18 protein-coding genes are annotated in these 17,691 nt (G+C 63.9%); 11 read left to right on the top strand and 7 right to left on the bottom strand.

Annotation, left to right across the window (positions count from 1 at the left end; all coding sequences use genetic code 11):
* Positions 1 to 76: 76 nt before the first annotated feature.
* The 5 genes from VN934_03025 to VN934_03045 all read left to right on the top strand — a co-directional run bounded on the left by VN934_03025 (position 77) and on the right by VN934_03045 (position 8,951).
* Positions 77 to 3,673, top strand: coding sequence for a hypothetical protein (locus tag VN934_03025; GenBank protein ID HXM17763.1), 3,597 nt, complete (start codon positions 77 to 79; stop codon positions 3,671 to 3,673).
* A gap of 152 nt (positions 3,674 to 3,825) precedes the next feature.
* A complete protein-coding gene (locus tag VN934_03030; GenBank protein ID HXM17764.1) occupies positions 3,826 to 5,193 on the top strand; it encodes an alkaline phosphatase family protein in 1,368 nt (455 codons plus the stop codon).
* A gap of 81 nt (positions 5,194 to 5,274) precedes the next feature.
* Complete coding sequence (locus VN934_03035) at positions 5,275 to 5,757, top strand: hypothetical protein (protein ID HXM17765.1); 483 nt, start codon at positions 5,275 to 5,277, stop codon at positions 5,755 to 5,757.
* Between the two features lie 2 nt (positions 5,758 to 5,759).
* A complete protein-coding gene (locus VN934_03040) occupies positions 5,760 to 6,152 on the top strand; it encodes a VOC family protein (protein ID HXM17766.1) in 393 nt (130 codons plus the stop codon).
* A 207-nt stretch (positions 6,153 to 6,359) separates the two neighbouring features.
* The gene (locus tag VN934_03045; GenBank protein HXM17767.1) at positions 6,360 to 8,951 is read left to right on the top strand and encodes a zinc-dependent metalloprotease; all 2,592 of its coding nucleotides are present in this window, start codon (positions 6,360 to 6,362) and stop codon (positions 8,949 to 8,951) included.
* 57 nt (positions 8,952 to 9,008) lie between these two features.
* Here the strand turns inward: VN934_03045 and VN934_03050 are convergent, their stop codons facing one another.
* From VN934_03050 to VN934_03060, 3 genes are all read right to left on the bottom strand, one after another.
* Complete coding sequence (locus tag VN934_03050) at positions 9,009 to 9,359, bottom strand: hypothetical protein (protein ID HXM17768.1); 351 nt, start codon at positions 9,357 to 9,359, stop codon at positions 9,009 to 9,011.
* A gap of 111 nt (positions 9,360 to 9,470) precedes the next feature.
* Entirely contained in the window at positions 9,471 to 9,746 is a 276-nt protein-coding gene (locus VN934_03055; protein HXM17769.1) for a hypothetical protein, read from the bottom strand.
* Positions 9,747 to 9,803: 57 nt separating this feature from the next.
* Complete coding sequence (locus VN934_03060) at positions 9,804 to 10,322, bottom strand: hypothetical protein (GenBank protein ID HXM17770.1); 519 nt, start codon at positions 10,320 to 10,322, stop codon at positions 9,804 to 9,806.
* Positions 10,323 to 10,460: 138 nt separating this feature from the next.
* Here VN934_03060 and VN934_03065 point away from each other — a divergent pair, with 138 nt between their 5' ends.
* Genes VN934_03065 through VN934_03080 form a run of 4 tightly spaced genes read left to right on the top strand, consistent with a single transcriptional unit; the run spans position 10,461 to position 13,199 of the window.
* Positions 10,461 to 10,907, top strand: coding sequence for a ribonuclease HI family protein (locus VN934_03065; protein HXM17771.1), 447 nt, complete (start codon positions 10,461 to 10,463; stop codon positions 10,905 to 10,907).
* A complete protein-coding gene (locus VN934_03070; GenBank protein HXM17772.1) occupies positions 10,904 to 11,740 on the top strand; it encodes a M55 family metallopeptidase in 837 nt (278 codons plus the stop codon). Before VN934_03065 ends, VN934_03070 begins: the two co-directional genes overlap by 4 nt.
* Positions 11,737 to 12,420, top strand: coding sequence for a hypothetical protein (locus VN934_03075; GenBank protein ID HXM17773.1), 684 nt, complete (start codon positions 11,737 to 11,739; stop codon positions 12,418 to 12,420). The genes VN934_03070 and VN934_03075 overlap by 4 nt, the downstream gene beginning before the upstream one ends.
* Complete coding sequence (locus tag VN934_03080) at positions 12,417 to 13,199, top strand: polysaccharide deacetylase family protein (GenBank protein HXM17774.1); 783 nt, start codon at positions 12,417 to 12,419, stop codon at positions 13,197 to 13,199. The genes VN934_03075 and VN934_03080 overlap by 4 nt, the downstream gene beginning before the upstream one ends.
* A 12-nt stretch (positions 13,200 to 13,211) precedes the next feature.
* On the opposite strand, the gene VN934_03085 is transcribed toward VN934_03080, so the two are convergent.
* Genes VN934_03085 through VN934_03100 form a run of 4 tightly spaced genes read right to left on the bottom strand, consistent with a single transcriptional unit; the run spans position 13,212 to position 15,415 of the window.
* Positions 13,212 to 14,144: a PD-(D/E)XK nuclease family protein gene (locus VN934_03085; protein HXM17775.1), complete on the bottom strand. Its 933-nt coding sequence runs from the start codon at positions 14,142 to 14,144 to the stop codon at positions 13,212 to 13,214.
* Entirely contained in the window at positions 14,144 to 14,431 is a 288-nt protein-coding gene (locus VN934_03090; GenBank protein ID HXM17776.1) for a hypothetical protein, read from the bottom strand. The genes VN934_03085 and VN934_03090 overlap by 1 nt, the downstream gene beginning before the upstream one ends.
* A 4-nt stretch (positions 14,432 to 14,435) precedes the next feature.
* Entirely contained in the window at positions 14,436 to 14,927 is a 492-nt protein-coding gene (locus tag VN934_03095) for an NUDIX domain-containing protein (protein HXM17777.1), read from the bottom strand.
* Positions 14,927 to 15,415 carry a DUF2269 family protein gene (locus VN934_03100; protein HXM17778.1) on the bottom strand — a complete coding sequence of 163 codons (489 nt, stop codon included), beginning with the start codon at positions 15,413 to 15,415 and terminating at the stop codon, positions 14,927 to 14,929. Before VN934_03100 ends, VN934_03095 begins: the two co-directional genes overlap by 1 nt.
* A gap of 96 nt (positions 15,416 to 15,511) precedes the next feature.
* Between VN934_03100 and VN934_03105 the strand changes: the two genes are divergently transcribed.
* The gene (locus VN934_03105; GenBank protein ID HXM17779.1) at positions 15,512 to 16,252 is read left to right on the top strand and encodes a hypothetical protein; all 741 of its coding nucleotides are present in this window, start codon (positions 15,512 to 15,514) and stop codon (positions 16,250 to 16,252) included.
* A complete protein-coding gene (locus VN934_03110) occupies positions 16,249 to 17,691 on the top strand; it encodes a DNA polymerase Y family protein (GenBank protein HXM17780.1) in 1,443 nt (480 codons plus the stop codon). The genes VN934_03105 and VN934_03110 overlap by 4 nt, the downstream gene beginning before the upstream one ends.

Raw genomic sequence — 17,691 nt, forward strand, 5'->3', positions numbered from 1 at the left:
ACATGCTTGGCCGCGAGACCACAAGTGACGGGCGACGACCAAAGGATAGGCGACCCGAACTTCCGGCTGGAACAAGGTGGCGCTCGCTGACTCGGAACGGAGCCGTCTCATAGACTACAGCATCGCGCCCGATCTTTGGACCACGCTCGGCGGCGTTTTCGCGCTGAAGGGGCAGGCTTTTGCCCACAGCGTCGTGCTGAAGCACGCGCCGGTGATCGCCCTCGCCATCATCTTGGCTGCGGGATTGTCGTCTGCGGTCGGCCAGAGCATCGTACTTTTCGCCAATCGGGTCAAGCTTGGCCGTTTCGTTTTCTGCCTGCTGATCAATGCTTTGCTCTTCGCATTCGGCTATGCGTTCCTGACCCTGTCAACATGGGTGATCACATGGCTGCGCGGCACGCATCTCTCGCTCGCCACGCTTTGGATCGTGTTGGCGCTCAGCTACGCACCGCTGCTGTTCTCGTTCCTGGAAGCGATGCCATATGCGGGCATCGTCATCACGTGGGCGCTGCGCGTATGGTCGTTGCTTGCTGCGATCGTCGGCCTCTCTGCAGTAGGACATATGCCGGTAGCGGAGGCGTTCTTACTCGTCGGGCTTGGTTGGCTGGGGCTTGGCATCGCGCAGCAGACGGTCGGCAAGCCGATCGCCGCGCTTGGCGCGCGACTGTTGGACATCGTGGCGGGCGCGCCGGTGGACACGGACGAGCAAGAGGCTATAGACCGCGTGCAAGCCCCCGCGATCGCCGCCGCGGGCTCCATCACGCCACCTGCGGTCTCCGACGCGCCAATCGTGGTGGAACCGCATCACGGGGTGCTCGCGCCGGGCGCCGGTTTAAGCGCGATCGTCGGCGTGGTCGTCGCGCTCGTCGTCGCCGTGCTCTTGGTGCTCGCGATAGCGCCGGCGCAAAGAGCGCTCTTCGCCTGGCATGACAGCGTTTCGGCGTGGGCGCGCTGGCCGATCGACCTCGTGTGGATCGCCATGTTCGCCATCATCATCGCGGCCATGCTCGCGCCTCTGGAGACGCTCGGCTGGTGGGCGGGATGGTACGGCGACGAGATAAAGCCCACGCCTGAAGCGCAAAAAAGCGGCAAAGCCGACGATCAAAAAGTATCGCGTTACATCGTCTACATGGACGGCATCGGACAGTCAAGCGGAAAATACACTCCCGACGTTGAGACGTTCCTGGACGCGCTCGCGCCGACGCTGCCCAAGCGCACGCGACTCATCCGAGGGCTGATGGCGTACTCGGTGCTCAACCGGCCGCTCGACGATGATCCTGTGCTGGCCTGGTTCTGGAAGATCGTCGACGCGGTGCGGTTCAAGAGGCCCTCGAGCATCCTCGGCATGATCGTCAACATCCGCAACGTCATGATCGTCGCGGTGTCGGCCGATTCACGCTACGGACCGATCTACAACTACGGCATCGCCAAGGTGCTCTACGACGGCCTCATCGCCAACGGCTACCGGCTGCGCAGCGGCGTGCCCGTCACGCTGATCGGCTATAGCGGCGGCGGACAGATGTCGGCCGCCTCCGCGGGATTCCTGAAGCGCGCGCTACAGGCGCCGATCGACGTCATTTCGCTCGGCGGCGTCATCAGCGGAAGCAGCCGCGTGCTGGACCTCGAGCATCTCTACCATCTGGTCGGCGACAAAGACGGCGTCGAGAAGCTCGGGCCCATCCTGTTCTGGTCGCGCTGGAAGATCTTTTGGCGGACGTACTGGAACCGCGCGAGACGGCTTGGACGCCTCACACGCACTTCGCTTGGACCGGTAGGCCATCAAGTGCCGGGCGGCATGTTCGATCCCAACGCTCGGCTGCCCGGCGGGCAGACCAATCTTCAGAACACCGTCGCCGACATACAAAAGATCCTGCGCGGGCGCTTGGAGTCGAGCGGGCCGCGCGAGCCGCTGCGCCCGAGCAACTACGGATTGTATGTCAAGGCGGCGTGGAACCGGCCCGACTATTACCCGATCAGTGCCGGCGTTGATCCCGCGCGCTACCTGCCGCTCGCGGAATGGATGGGCAGACTCATCCTCCCGAAGCCCGACGAGCGCAGCGACGTGCAGGGGGCTTGGTTCGAAGTGCACCACGCGGATCAAGCGCACGCGCAACTGGTCGGCAAGACCGTCAAGCTGCGCTGGTCGGCCGATCCGCTCGTGCAACGCCGCGTGCGCGCGGTGACGCGCGACGTGTTCTTCAGCGCAGACGCCGATTATTCGCTGCGCCACAGCGGCTGGATCGAGCCCGTCCGCCTTGATCACCGTCAACTGGTCGATCCGCTCGAATCGCTCGCGGGCTCGCGGCCCAACGACGACGTCGTCGTGATGCTGATGGGGCCGGTCGAAGTGGCCGAAGAGGACGGCAGCACCGTCCTGCGCATCACCCGCGAGCCGGCGCAGATCGGCGGCCGCTATTACGGTTTGGTCCGTTTCGTCGAATCGGTCGGCGCGGACCGCTACCGCGTGGTTCATTTCAATCGCGCCACGCGCGCTTTTGACGGCCCCGATGAGATCGTCAGCGCGCCTCCCGCGGTGGCCGACACCGACCGGCGGCCGCCGTCTTCGATGCAAGCGATTGAAAAGTCGCCGCTCAACGCGGACGGCTGGTACGTCTACGGCTCACCGGACGCGCAGGGCGTGTTCGTCGTGCAAGCGCTTGGGCCGCGGGCGCTGTTGCGCGCGCAGCCCGGGGGAACCGTTGCGGGTCGCGACGCGGCATGGCGCTTCGTGCGCAAGGAGGCATGGGGCGATATCGCGGCGCGAAAAGGGACGGCGAGTTCGACCTTCCTCAGCGGGGATGGCGGCGATGCCGCGAGCGCGGTGTGGAAGGAGGGCGATGCGGCGCTCCTGATCCACACCTATGGCGGCATCGGAGGCCGGTTGGGCGAGAAGGCCGCGTCAGGCCCTGTGTACTTCGGGCACTTCGCGTACGGCGAAGCTCGCATCGTGCACGATCCGCTCGCGGACGAGCCGCGCTTCGAAATCGTCTACTATCAGGTCTACTCGCACAACACCGACGGGCTCGTGGCGGGCACGCTGCACTGGTCGCGCTTCTTGGGCGATCGCCAGTTCGGCTGGGCTGGTGTGCGTCCGACCTGCGACATCCTGTTGCGTCACGACGCGTTCACCAGCGACTTCCAGCTCGATCCTACGTGGAGCGCGTCAGTCCTGGGCATGCTCGGTTTGCAGCTTGAGGCGATGACCGCGCGCTATCGGATCGGCGACGGAACCGGTTGCACGTACGTCGGGCCCGCGAACAACTGCGCGCAGGACTCGAATCAGGCGCTCTTCGCGACGCTGCGCATGGTCAACCGGTTCGTCGAGGAGAATCCCGCTCAGGTGGCGTGGGCGACGCAGCATCCGGAGCAAGCGCAGCGTTACGAGCGGCTCAAGCTGCTGGAGAAGGATCTCGGCCGGCGCTTGAATCCGTTCGGTTCGCCGCGGCGCGACTGGAGCGCGAACGAATTCAATCTGGGCACGACCCTCGAGGACGCCCCGCTGCAGCAGCTGTGCCTGGGGCTGTCCAGTTGGCGCATGCTCTTGCCGCGCTACGCGAGCGACACGATCGTGGGCGCCTTCCTCGATCACGGCGCATCCGCGTGGGTGCTCAGCGCAGACGTGATCGGCGGCGAGCGGCCGGAGATCGAGCCCATAGCGCCGATGACGCTCTAGCGTTCGAGCGCTCGAGAAAGCCGGAAGATTAAAAGTTGCAGCCGCCCTCGTGACCGGAGGCGGCCGCTTGGCGGCCCTGGAATTTTGCCGGCCGGGGACCACGTTTTCGGACTAAGGTGCCCCGCCCTCGCCATACATAGGGAGGTTATCGCATGTATAGGGCGCTCTTATTGCTCGCGTGTTTTGTCGCGTTTAGTTTAGCGTTCTCGATGGGAGTTCCGTCGGCGGGCACCCCAACGCCGGTGGTAAAGCCGTGTGACGGTCCGTGTCACGGCGGACATCATCCGTTCCCGTCGAAGAAAATTCAGCACGTCATCATCATCTTCCAGGAGAACCGGACGCCGGACAACCTCTTCCAAGGTCTGCCCGGTGCCGACATCGCCAGCAGCGGGACCAATTCAAAGGGGGTAGTCATCAAATTGATGCCTCGGCCCCTGGCCAACCGGTTCGACCTCGACCACAGCCATCTGGCCTTTACGACCGAATACGACGGCGGCAAGATGGACGGCTGGGACAACGTGAAGATCCGCTGCCGCAAACCCTGTCGCCCGACCGCGTTCGGCTACACACCCAAAGCACAGATAATGCCGTACTGGCAGATGGCAACGACCTACACGTTCGGCGACCGCACCTTCCAAGACAACCAAGGCCCCAGTTTTCCCGCCCACCAGTTCCTCATCGCCGGGACTTCCACCGACTCGGTCGGCAGCAAATTGCTAGCCGCGGAAAATCCGCGCTACCCCGGGATGTCAGGTTGGGTCAGTAACGGGAAGAACTGCGACGGGTCGCCCAAAGCGCAAGTCACCATGATCGATGCCCTTGGCAACGAGACCGTCGTGATGCGGCCATGCTTCGAGCACCCGACCATCATGGATCTGCTTGACGCCAAAGGTGTTTCGTGGCGCTACTACGATGCCAACAACAATGGCTATTGGTCGGCCCCGGATGCCATCAAACATCTGCGCTACGGCTCGGATTGGACGAACGTCATCACCCCCGAGACGACCGTTCTCACGGACATCGCCGGCGGCAGCTTGCGACAGGTATCGTGGGTCAACCCCACGTGCGCGGAGTCCGATCATGCGAGTTGCAATACGGGCACCGGCCCGGCTTGGGTCGCGTCCATCGTCAACGCCGTGGGCGGCAGCAAGTACTGGAAGGACACGGCCATCTTCGTGACGTGGGACGATTGGGGCGGTTGGTTCGACCACGTGAAGCCGCCTGTTCGCAGCTCGTACGAACTCGGTTTCCGCGTTCCGCTCATCGTCATCTCGCCGTACGCGAAGCCGGCCCACATCTCGCACGTGCAGCACGAACAATCCAGCATCTTGAAGTTCGTCGAGACGAACTTCGGACTGGGATCGTTGGGTTATGCAGATGCGTTGTCGGACGACCTGTCGGACTGCTTCAACTACGGCCAGAAACCCCTCAAGTTCGCGATCATCCCGACCGGCTGGCGCACGGCAGACCTCATGAGGTCCATACAAAAGTCGAGCGGGCCGGCGGACGACGACTTCTAGACAAACCCGATTAACTGGACGAAGAGACCCGCGCGCCGCAAGGAGCGCGGGTTTCTTCCATTCCTGTTAGAACACGCGATAATGGCTACCAAAACCGCGAACACGAGCTTCTTGCTCCAGGTCATACAGCCCGGATTGGCCGGCCTCATGGACGGCTCGGTGTCCACCCTGGCGCCGATCTTTGCCACTGCGTTTGCCACGCACGTGCCCCATACTGCGTTCCTGATCGGAGCGGCGGCAGCGGTCGGCGCCGGCATCTCGATGGCGTTTTCGGAGGGCCTCTCCGACGACGGCACGTTGACCGGTCGCGGCAACCCCTTCGTGCGCGGCGCTATCGTCGGGTTCATGACGTTCATCGGCGGCATTCTGCACTCGCTGCCGTTCTTGATCCCGAACCTTCCGACCGCGTTGACGCTCGCCTATGTCGTGGTAGGCTTCGAACTGATCACCATAGCGTACGTGCGCTATCGGTTCTTCGCCAGTTCGTTCCTCGTGTCGGCCGTCGAAGTGATCGTGGGCGGCGCGCTCGTCTTCACCGCCGGCGTGCTCATCGGGAGTTCCTGAACATGGCCATCAAGATCGGCGTCGTCGGGCATTTCGGCTTGGCGGTGAAGAGTCCGAAGAAGAGCGCGCGCTGGTGGTGCCGGACGCTCAACCTGCGCAAAGAGTTCGACTTCGGCAGCGGCGTGGCGGTCGGCAATGACGCCGTCACGATCGCGCTCTTTCGGGGAAAGCCGCGGCCCGAGGCGCTCGACCACATGTCGTTTCACCTTCGCAGCATGCGCGAACTTCGGGCCGCGCTTGCCGAGCTCAAGCGGAAGAAGGTCGAGCTAGAGGATCCCGGCGATGAGATCGGTCCCGAAGCGCCCGGGTCGCGCCACATGGCATTGTGGTTTCACGACCCGGACGGCTATCGCTGGGAGCTTTCCGTGCAGAACGCGGTCAGGTCGCCGGGCTGAAGGCTGGCATACCACCGACCGCACGTTCCATGGGCTGAAAATTCTATAAGATTTTCCTCGTCTGTCCTGAAACCCAAGGCAAGGTCGAGCGGTAACCAAGTTGAAGGGACTTGCCCGGCAAGACCTTTTGCTTGATGGCACGGCGTTAAGCATTGTTCACCTGCGGGGCCGCTAGCCCCGTCACTATGAAGTGGGGTTTCTCAACCGATGGGTGCTTTCAATACACGTGGTGCAGCCACGCTGTTTTTCGCCATGCTGTCGCTGCTGTGCGCGACGGCGGCCCGCGCCGACGACGCCCCCGTGAGCTACGCAAAACTCACCGAGGGCCTGACGCCGCAACACGGGCTTTTCACCGTTTGGCGAAAGGACGGGAAGGTCATGCTGGAGCTGTCGCCCAGCCAGCTCAACCATGACTTCATCCTCAGCGTCGTGCCAGGCAACGGACTGGGCGGCTATTTCATGCTGGCAGGAGCCGGCGACTACTACAGTCCGCGCATCGTCCGCTTCGTCAAGCAAGACGACAAGGTCTCGATCCTTTATCCCAACACCAACTTCGTTGCGCCGGCGGGCTCGCCCGACGCCAACGCGGTTGAAGATCAGACGGCCAAATCCGTCGTCGGAGTCAGCAAGGTGCTCGCGACCGACGACAAGAGCGGCGACGTGGTCATCGAAGCGACGCCGCTGTTGAGCGACGTCATGGATCTCGGCGACGCGCTCAAGGCTGCGCTGGGCAACCCGGAGCCCGGCAAGCTGTATCACCTCGACTCCGACCGCAGTTATTTCGGTCCGACCAAGTCATTTCCGGACAACACGCTCGTCGACGTGCGACAGACCTGGACGTCCGACGACGCCTCTATCGTGGATAACGTGATCGACCCGCGCGCGATCGAGTTCCGGATCGACTACAACTTCATCGAACCGCCAAACGACAAGGACTATATGCCGCGCCTTGCGGACGACCGCGTCGGTTATTTCTCGACCGCGCAGCTCGACTTCGGCACCGATAAGTACACCAGCCGGCAAAGGCGCTACATCTTGCGCTGGAACATGCAGAAGACCGATCCAAATGCCGCCATGTCGCCGGCGAAGCATCCGATGGTGTTCTACATGAGCAACACGATTCCGTATCGCTATCGCGACGCGATCCGGCGCGCGTGCTTGGAATGGAACAAGGCGTTTCTGCCGCTTGGCATCAGCGACGCCGTCCAGGTGAAGGATCAGCCGAACGACCCGAACTGGGATGCCGATGACGTCCGCTACAGCGTCCTTCGCTGGCTCACCGAATCGAACTCGGGCGGCTTCCTCGAGGCGCAATTCTTCTGGGATCCGCGAACCGGCCAGCAGTTCCGCACGGGCGTCGTGTTCGATGCCGACTACGTGGCGTTCGGCTACTTCGAAAAGCCGTACTACGTCGATCCTACGACCGCGAAGTCGTTCTCGGCACGCGAGCGCATGGCCGAGATCGATAAACACAATCAAGCCGCCTTCGCCGCGATCGCCTTACAAGTGCTGGGCGACTGGCCGGGCGGCGACGTGCCGCAGAGCTACATCAACGATTTCCTCATGGACGGCACATTGCACGAAGTCGGCCACGACATGGGCTTCCAGCACAACTATATCGCCATGCAGGCCTACACACCGGCGCAGCTTCGTGACCGCGCCTTCACGTCCAAGAACGGCGTCGCGACCACCGTCATGGCCTACAACCCGGTCAACCTCTGGCCCCGTGGGCAGTCGAACGGCACGCTGTTCATGGACACCATCGGCCCGTACGACTACTGGCTCATCCATTGGGGTTACGCGCCGATCCGCGGCGCGCGCACGCCGGAGGATGAGCTGCCGACGCTGCGCGGCTGGGCGTCGCAAACCTCGAATCCGCTGTATCGGTTCGCGTCCGACGAGGACGTGTCGTGGGGCAACGCGCACGCCATCGATCCGCGCGTCAATCAGTTCAGCCTGAGCAACGACATGCTCGGCTGGGCCAAGATGCAGATGAACATCGCGCGCACCGTCATGAGCAAGCTCGACAGCCGGTTCCCGAGCGCAGGCCACCCGTTCGAAGACGAACGTGGAGCGTTCCAGTTCGCGTTTGGTCAGTACCGGCGCTTCGCGTTCATGACCGAGCACTTCATCGGCGGTGAGTATCTGTCGCGCGCGCACGCCGGCGATCCCGGCGCTCCAAAGCCGCTGGCGCCGGTCTCGCGCAACGACGAGGTCGCTGCTTGGAAGACGCTCGACCAGTACCTGTTCTCCGACAGCGCGTTCCGGCTCTCGCCGGCGACGCTCAACCGCTTGACATATCAGGAGTTCTCGCCGCTCAACGGCGGCCCGTGGGCCTACGATCCGCCGGATCGGCACGACGAGCCGGTGGTGGATGCGATCGGCGCTCTGCAAGGCCGCGTGTTGGGAACGCTGTTCCAACCGCTGCGTCTGCAACGCATCGACGACCTCGCCGTCCGGTCGACGCCGGGCAGCACGATGTCGATCAGCGATCTGTTCAACTGGGCGCAGGACAGCGTGTACGGCGACCTGCGAGGGCGCAATCTGTCGAACGTGCCATTGCTCAGGCGCAACCTGCAGGCGCGCTACACGCGTCTGCTGATCACGCTTGCGCTCACACCGCCGAAGGGCACTCCGTCGGACGGGCAAGCGCTCGCGCGAGCCAAGCTCGTGAGTCTGTCAGGCACGCTCAGAGGAGCGCTGGATTCCAACGCGCTCGACGACATCTCGCGGGCGCACCTCGCCCTGCTGCAAAGCCAGGTGAGTTTAGCGCTTGCGGGCCGCAAACCCGGGATGTAACTCGCGGCAATGTAGTGCCGGGGCTTTAGCCCCGGCATTATTGTAGCGTTCCGAGCGCTAGCTCGGAGGCTTAGACGGCAGCGTAACGCTGCCCGCCGGCGCGATCGGCGGCAGCGGCGGGTAAGCAGCCCGATAGCGCTTGAGTTCCGCTTCGATGGGCCACTCGGAGAAGACCCAGATCAGCAAGATGACGATGTTCACGAGCGGGACCAGCGTGAGAAGGCTGTAGGCGCCCTCGTAACCGCTCTTCACCGCGACGCGCCAGTAGCAATAGATCTGGAACGCCAACGCGGCCAATATGAAGATGCCCAACACCACGAACATGCCGACGGCGACGCCGGCCGCGGCTGCCGTGTTCTGTTCGTCGCTGGTCGCGGCAAACAGCAATGCACCGAAAAGCAAAAACATGAGAATGCGAACCTCCCATCAAGCAAAAACCGCCGGGCTGAGATAGACCAGCGGCTTGCTTCGAGGAGGCGGCTGGCGGCCCCTTATGTGACCGCAGCGGGAGGGTTCGACTTAGACTCTGGCCCCTCGTGAAACAGGCCATTCGGCGAAGGCAAACCAGATGATCATGATGATGTTGACGAGCGGGATGATCAACAACAGGCAAAGCCACGGGCTGAAGCCTGCCTTCGAGAATATCCTTGACCACAGATAAAGGACGAAGATGCCGACGGCCAGACCGATGATAATCGAAACGATCGATGCGCCCGCCATCGCAGCCATCGCGCTGTTGGCGGCTGCCGTGCTATCGTCCGCCAAAAATCCTAATACCAAAGGCAAGAGTTGCATAGTGAGAACCCTCCTTGTGAGCGGAGGGTTTCCCCGCCTGCGTCGGCCTCCCTGCCGTTAATGGTATGGCGTCGGGCCTGCGGCAGGCCCGCCGGTATCCACAGGCGCAGGAACGCGCGAATGCTGCGCGCCTTGGAACGGCGTGTCGACTCCGTTCAGGGTGATGATGCCGAACATATCGGCGATGCCGTCGAGTGTCGCATCGATCTTCCCGACGACGCTGCTGTCAGGTTTGTCCCCGGCTCGAAGGTCGAGCTTGAGATGCGATCCGTCGCGAGTGCCGGTCACGAAAAAGCTGCTCTTTTTGTCGAGGTCCCACGTGCCGCTGATATTCGTTCCAGCGGCCTTCAACTTCATCGTCGAGTACGAGATGTCGCGCGCCTGCATGATGACCATCCAGGTTCCGTTCGGGATCAGGTCAAGCGCCATGAAGGGCGTGGGAACGGCTGTGGGCGAGGGCGACGGCGAAGCCTTCGAGGCGGCGGCCGAAGCCGTGGGTCGCGTTACGCCGGCGGCGACGACGAGCAACGCGGCGGCAAAGGCCAGGAGCCCAAGCGGGCGCCAAGGGGTGCTCATGAAGGGGAAACTCCTCTGGGCTGGGGGCGGGCGCACTCCGTCTGAAGGTACGACCAATCGCGCATCCCGACCTGGCGGGCAAGCGCGCAGCCGACTATAGAGAGGTCCTGCACCGCGAGCGAGGTACTGTGGTAAGCCATGCGCGGTTCAAAATCGCCGGGACATTCCGGGCACTGCGTGATCTACAGCGACGGGGGCTCCAGGGGCAACCCTGGGCCCGCTGCGGCGGGTGGAGTCGTGCAGCGCGACGACGGCAGCGTCGTCGCCAAAGTGCGCGAATATCTCGGCGTCACGACCAACAACGTCGCGGAATACCGCGCCCTGCTCTTGCTCCTGCAGCGCGCCCTCGACGAGGGTTTCCAGCAGGTCGACGTCTTCACGGATAGCGAGCTGGTCGAGCGACAGATCAACGGGCCCTACCGCGTGAAGGACGAGAAGCTGATCCCGCTTCACGCGGCGGCGCGCCGCACCCTCGCGAAATTCGGCGAGTGGCACGTCGTCCATATTCCTCGCGAGAAAAACAAGGTCGCCGACAAACTCGTGAACGCGGTGCTCGACGAGCATGCGGCGAGGTCGGCCCAGTGACGGGTCCTTCCGTCTACGTGTCGGTAGACATGGAGGGCTGCGCGGATCTCGTCCACTGGGATGAAGTGCGCCCTGGAGCAAGCGCCGAGTACGAACGAGCGCGCCGCATCATGACGCATGAGGTCAACGCGGTGGTCGTTGGCGCGTTCGAAGGCGGAGCGGCTCGAGTCGTCGTCAACGACTCGCATTCGACGATGCGCAATCTGATCGCCGGCGAGTTGGATCCGCGTGCCGTCGTCGTCAGCGGCAGACTCAAACCGCAGTTCATGCTCGAAGGCATCGGCGGGGGCTTCGAGCTCGCCTTTTTTGTCGGTTACCACGGGGCTATCGGCGACGGCAACGCGGTCATGGGTCACACGTACAGTCCGCGCATCATCTATGAATGTCGCCTGCATGGCCGGGCGGTCGGCGAGATCACCATCAACGCCGCGCTTGCCGGACATTACGGCGTGCCGGTCGCGCTGGTTTCGGGTGATGCGACGACGCTCGAAGAAGCGAAGCAAGCCGCGCCGCGCGCGCTGGGCGTCGAGACGAAACGAAGCATCAGTTATTATGCCGCCGACAGCCTGTCGCCGGCTTTGGTGCGCGAGGATTTGCGCAGCGCCGCAACTCGTGCGGTGCGCGACGCGGGAGCGTTTCAGCCGCTGCTTCTCGAAACACCCATAGTGATGGAGTTCGACACGCTCACGACGGCGCATGCGGATGTGCTGAGTTGGATCCCCAGCGCGCAACGCGCAAGCGCGCGGACGATTCGATTTCAGCTCCCCGACGCCGCGGAGATGTACCGGGCACTGATGGCGGTCATCTACCTCGGCGCGACCGCATCCCGATGAACGAGCGCACGCGCAGCATTATGGTCGTCGCGATCTGCATCGCGGCCGTAGTCCTCGGCTACAAATTCTTTCTGCAGCCGTACTTCGCGCAGGAGCGTGCGGTGATCAAGGTGTTGTCCGAACGCAGCACCTGGAACGTCACGCTCCAGGAGTACGTCATCAACGGAGCGATCTCTGCGCAGACCTTTCGCGTCGCCAACGATGACGGCAAGGTCAAGATGTTCTACTCGGCGACGAGCCGGAGCGGTTTGATCACCAAGCAGTTCGACGTGCAGCTGTTCGGGCCCAACGCGACGTTCCTCTACGAAGAGCTGCGCGCCGACGGCATCTGGGAACTCGAGGACAAGCCGCTGCTGCCCCACCCGCGCGACGAGTATATCGCATTCGTCTCGCAGACGCTTGGCAATGAGGGCGGCAGCCGCGCTTTCGGATTTTCCGATCCGCAATACTGGGCGGCGACCAATGCGCGCGAGTTCAGTCTGCATCCGCAGGCGACGGGCTCTGGCCCGCAACTGACGTCGGTCAGCGGGCGCTCGCTGCGCGAACCTCGCTATCTCAAAATCGTGCGATTGATCAAGGACTTCGGACCGGCCAGCGTTCAGCAGGCGGAGGCGAAGATCCGCGCCGAGCTGATCGAAGCCGACAGCGGTTTGCGGCCTCCCAAGGCGAGCGCTCCGTGAAAGCGGCCGCCTTCGTTCTCCGCCGCCATTGGCGCTTGTTCGCCGCTGCGGCCGCGATAGGCGTCTTGCTCGCGGGCCTGACGTGGTTCGTCATGGAGAATCCTTACAACCAGACGTTCGGCTACACGATCACGAGAGTCCCCAACACGGAAAAGCTCGTCGCGCTGACGTTCGACGACGGACCGAATCCGCCGTACACGGATCAAATCGTAGAGTATTTGCATCAGCAGCACGTTCCGGCGACGTTCTTCGTGGTCGGGCGCGCGGTTGAGCGATATCCGGACGTCGTCCGGCGTGAGGCCGAATACGGAAACGCGCTCGGCAACCACTCCTGGGATCACGCGCACCTCGTGCTCGAGACGCGGCGCCACATCCGCAGCGAACTCGAGCAGACCGATGCGGCGATCGTGAAAGCCTCAGGCGTGCACACGAACTTGTTCCGCCCGCCCTTCGGCGCCCGCGATTACGCCGTCATCGGGGTGGCGCACGACCTGGGGTACCAAGTCATCATGTGGTCGGCGCCGCTGCCGCGCGATTGGGAACGCCCGCCGCCGGACGTCATCGCCGCTAGAGTCCTCAAGTACGTGAGCAGCGGCAGCATCATCGTGCTCCACGACGGCAACAAAGGCCGCGGCGGCGATCGGTCCAACACGGTGGAAGCGACCAAGCTGATCGTGTCGGCACTACGCCAACAGGGTTATCGATTCGTCACCGTGCCCGAACTCATGCGCTTAGGGCTCGCGCCTAGCACGCCGGCGGTAGGGGCGGCCGAACCGTAACCTAGGGTAACACTAGCGGCCGCACAGTTCGCGGAAGTTGCAGCTGCGGCACGACGCGAGATTGGTGGTCATCGGGAACTGCGACATGTCGCCCGCCTCGTTGCGCTCGACGTCGGTGAGCCGGCTGCGCACGTCGGTGACGTAGGTCTGGATGTTGCGCCGCGCTTCTTCGACGCCGTCGCTTAGACGATCGAACGTTTCGGAGCCGCCGGCGCGCACGTAGACCAGATGCGCCGTGATGCGCTCGATCGGCGTGCCGAACTGCTCGGCGACGAATAAGCCATAAACCGCCAATTGCGCCATGTTGGCCTTGTTGCGGCGTTTGCCGGTTTTCCAATCGACGATGTGCAGATCGGCGTCGCTGTCGGCGACGATCAGATCCGGTGCGGCGAAGACCAACAGGCCGTCGACGGTGACTCGTTTGCGCCCGAACTCCCGCGGATCGATGAATTTCAAACGCTTTGGGTCCGTATTGAAGATGCGCCTGCCGAACGGGCTCGCCGCGAGGCCTTCGGCGCACGCGCGCACGTCATCGAGCGCGGTCTCGCGCATCTCCGTCGTCACGCCGCCGCCGTAGTAGTCTTCGAAAAGGATGGCGTAATCTTTTGGGTTGCTGAAACGTTCCCAGTCGCGATCGTGCGACTCGCGCATGCGCCGCAACAGACGGCGTTCCATGTCCTGGCGCAACTGGGCGGCAGGTACGGGTCCTGGAGCGGCCGGTCTGCGCCGTAAGATCTCGCTCAACTCTTCATGGAAAGTGTCCCCGACAAGCATCGCGATCGTTTGGATCCGCTTGAGCCGGTACGCGAGCGCGCTTTCCCGCGCGGCGTCCGAGCGCCAGCCGCCCCATGAGCCGTATTGCTGCCAATACAGCTTGCGCGGGCATTCATAAAAGGTCTGATGCCGCGACCACGACCAGGCGAATTCGTTTTGGATATCAGGCACTATGAATCGTCTTCCACCAGGCCGGAATCGAACTCGAGGATATCGAGCGCTTCGTCTGCTTGCGCCGACGGCACGCACACGAGCGACTCGCCGCCGAATAGGGAACTGCCTCCGAGCATGCCGCCAAAGCCCTCGAACGCAAGGTCGCCCATGAGGGGAAAAGGCTTCGCGTCAAGGCCGTGTTCACGCAGCAACGTGAAAGCCAACTCGTCGGCGATCGTCGTCTGCGCGAACACCGCGACGAAGTCTCCTTCGATGGGCTTGGGTGGATCGATGAGGTAGCCCACGCACCTAGCCTGCGTACGGGCGCGGGGCGCCGCGGAAAAAGGGCTCGACGACATCCTCAGCGCGGAAGGAGAAGTAGCGCCGCTCCAGATCTCCGGAGAGCGCCGCAGCCACCGGAATCCGCAAGACGTCGGCGCGCAGCAGCGCGGGCGCCTCCGCGACGGGCACAAAGCGTGCCGTCACCACGCGCGAATCACGCGGCCTCGGCTGGACGCCCGCCTCAAGCTCTTCGACCGCAAAGGTGCAGTTCATGACGTGCAAGTCGCGCGCCGCATCGATCGACTCACTCACGTAGACAAGCGGCCCGATGCGGACGGGCAGCGATGCTTCCTCGAAGAACTCGCGCACGACGGTTTCGGCTTTCGTTTCGCCGGATTCTTGGCGACCGCCGGGCAGCGTCCACAAAGGCTCAGGCTCGCCCTCATAGGTGCATCGCGTCAGCAGCACGCTGTCACCGCGTCGCAGTATGCCGCTGCACAGCTGCACGATGGCGGGCACTACAGATGAAAGGCGGGCAACATCGGCTTGGCGATCATGATCACAAGCGCGATGAGCGGAGCCACGAGCGCGATCATGCCCCACACGTTCCAACTCGCCGAACCCTGTTTGTATGCGTTCCAATCGACCGTGCCGGCGCCGGCGCCCGACTGCGCGATGGCGAGAAGCCGGCGTTGGAGTCTGCTGATGGGCCCGAAGGCGATGCCCGCGATGATGAACAGCACGATCGGCCATAAGACCCAACCCGTGCTCAAGAACGGTATGTGGCCTATCAAGGCGGTCCCGATCCCAGCCGCGACGATCAAGACGGCTCCGGGGATGGTGAAGACGCGATCCGCGAGGATGATGCCGCGCAGCGTGTGCGCGATGATCTTGGCGTCCTGCGTTTGATCGGCGATCGCTTTCCACAAGATCCCGACCGTGATGTTGCCCAAGAACATGACGACGGCGGCGACGTGGACCACCTTCAAAACGACATACAGATTCAAGACAGCCTCCCGAGATTTTGCGACTTGGCAGGCTAAGAGTATAGCATCAGCTTTCAGGCTTGCTATCGAACATATGTTCGATTATACTATACCCCCATGCCTTCTTCCGTTGCTGAACTCCGCGCGCTCGTGGAGCGCCGCTGGCATGGCGCTATCGCTCATGCCGGGGCTGCCGTGCAAAGAGGCAGCCCGACGGGTATGCCTGCGCTTGACGCCCTGCTCGGCCCCCGCGGTGTGCCCAAAGGGCAGCTGACCGAGATCTTCGGGTCGTCCTCCTCCGGGAAGACCACCCTTGCGCTGGCGCTGCTGGCGGCGTGCACGCGCGAAGGCGGGATCGGGGCGTATATCGATCCTGCGCTCAGCTTGTTCGCGCCGGTCGCGGCGGGCGCAGGCATCGATCTGCGGCGGATCATCGTGGTGCGCCCGCGCGACGAGGCGGCGGCGCGGCGCGCCGTGGATGCGCTGGTGCGCGGCGGCGCATGCGGCGTGGTCGCGCTTGATTGCGGTGACTGGCCGCATGTCCTCCAGACGCATCATTGCGCGCGCCTCGTGGCACAAGCGGAGAAGACCGGCACGGTGCTGCTGGTGATCTCCGGCGGCAGCAACGCGGCGCTGGCATCGTTCGCATCGCTGCGCTTGCGCGCACACGGCCTTGCGCCGCTTTGGCAGGACGGCAGTGACGGCGGCCGCAGACTCCAGGGTTGCGTCGCGACGATCGACGTTGCGAAAGCGCGCTCGACGTCACCGGGACGCAGCGTGTCGTTCGAAGCCGCGATCCCCGACGTCGCCGGCACCTACGTAACATCCGAGCTAGCGCTCGGAACGCTACATTTATGAAACCCCGTCGCATCGCGTGCCTGGTCATACTGCGCTTTTCCGTGGAGGTGTGCTTGCGCGCGCGCCCGGCGCTGGCCGGTAGACCGCTGGCGATCGCGCAAGGCGATTTGCGCCGCGAGATCGTCGGGACCAGCCGCGATGCCGCCGGCGTGAACATAGGCATGACGCCCAAACAAGCGCGTGCGGCATGCCTCGGTCTCGTGGTATTGGCGCGCGACTGCGCGGCGGAGCTGGGCGCGATGCGCGAGGTGCTGGATGCATTGGAGACATGTGGTCCCGACGTCGAGGGCGCAGCGCCGGGAATGTGCTATTTCGACGCGACGCAACTGCCCGCCGGCGAGACGCAGGCGCTGGGCAGGGCGCTTGCGCTTGTCGCGGCGCTGGGGTTCACATGTGCGGCGGCGATCGCCGACGACAAATTCACGGCGAAGTGCGCGGCGCTCGTGGCGGGCGGCGGGGTCAGCATCGTACCGGCGGGCGGCAGTGCCGCGTTTTTGGCGCCGCTGCCTGTGGGGCTCTTGCCGCTGGCGCCGGGCGATGGCGATCGATTCGATCTGCTCGGACTGCGCACGCTCGGGCAGATCGCGGCGCTGCCGACCGGCCCGCTGTCGCTGCGTTTCGGCGAGCGCGCGCGTGGTTATGCGAAGCTAGCGCGTGGGGGCGATGACGAACCATTACAGCCTCGCCATGAGACGGTGGTGCATGAAGATCGCTTTGCGTTCGATGAGGCGGTGGACAACGTAGAGCCGGTCCTGTTCGCGCTGCGCGGCTGCATAGCAAACGTCGCCGCGCGGCTCGCAGGCCGAGCGCAGACCTGCGATCGCGTCGAGATCGTGCTCAATGCTGATACCCTCATCCCTGTGATCTTGGCCGAACCGACGTCGTCGGCGGAGAACATCTTCCATCTAGCCCGCATCGCGCTGGAGTCGCGCGAGATGCTGGAGTCGATCGCGGTGATAACGGTCCGCGCTGCGCCTTGCGGTCAAGCGCCGCCGCAGCTCTCGCTCTTCGACGGCTCTGCGTCATCGCGCCGCGCCGCGTTGGCAGCCACGCTGGCGCGTTTACGCGCCGCGCTGGATCCGCAAGACATCGTGATGTTGACGCCGACGCCGGCGCGTTCGCGCTTGCCCGAGCGCATGCAGCAAGCGACGCCGATCGCCTCGCCACAGGATTTAACTCAACTGAAATGTAGTGCCGGGGCTTTAGCCCCGGAAAACAAGCCGTGGGCGCCGGCGCTGCGGCTCGTCGATCCTCCCAAGCCCATGACTGCGCCGGAGCAACAGGCGTGGTGCGCGGGTCCTTTCCGCTTGAGCGAAAGCTGGTGGGAACGGCCGATCGAGCGCGATTACTATCAGATGACCGACCCCGCCGGCGCGCTGCTGCTCGTCTTTCAAGACGCGCGCGACGGCAACTGGTATCTGCAAGGCGTTTTTGATTGA

It is taken from the genome of Candidatus Tumulicola sp. (assembly GCA_035601835.1).
Taxonomy (GTDB): Bacteria; Vulcanimicrobiota; Vulcanimicrobiia; order Eremiobacterales; family Eremiobacteraceae; genus DATNNM01.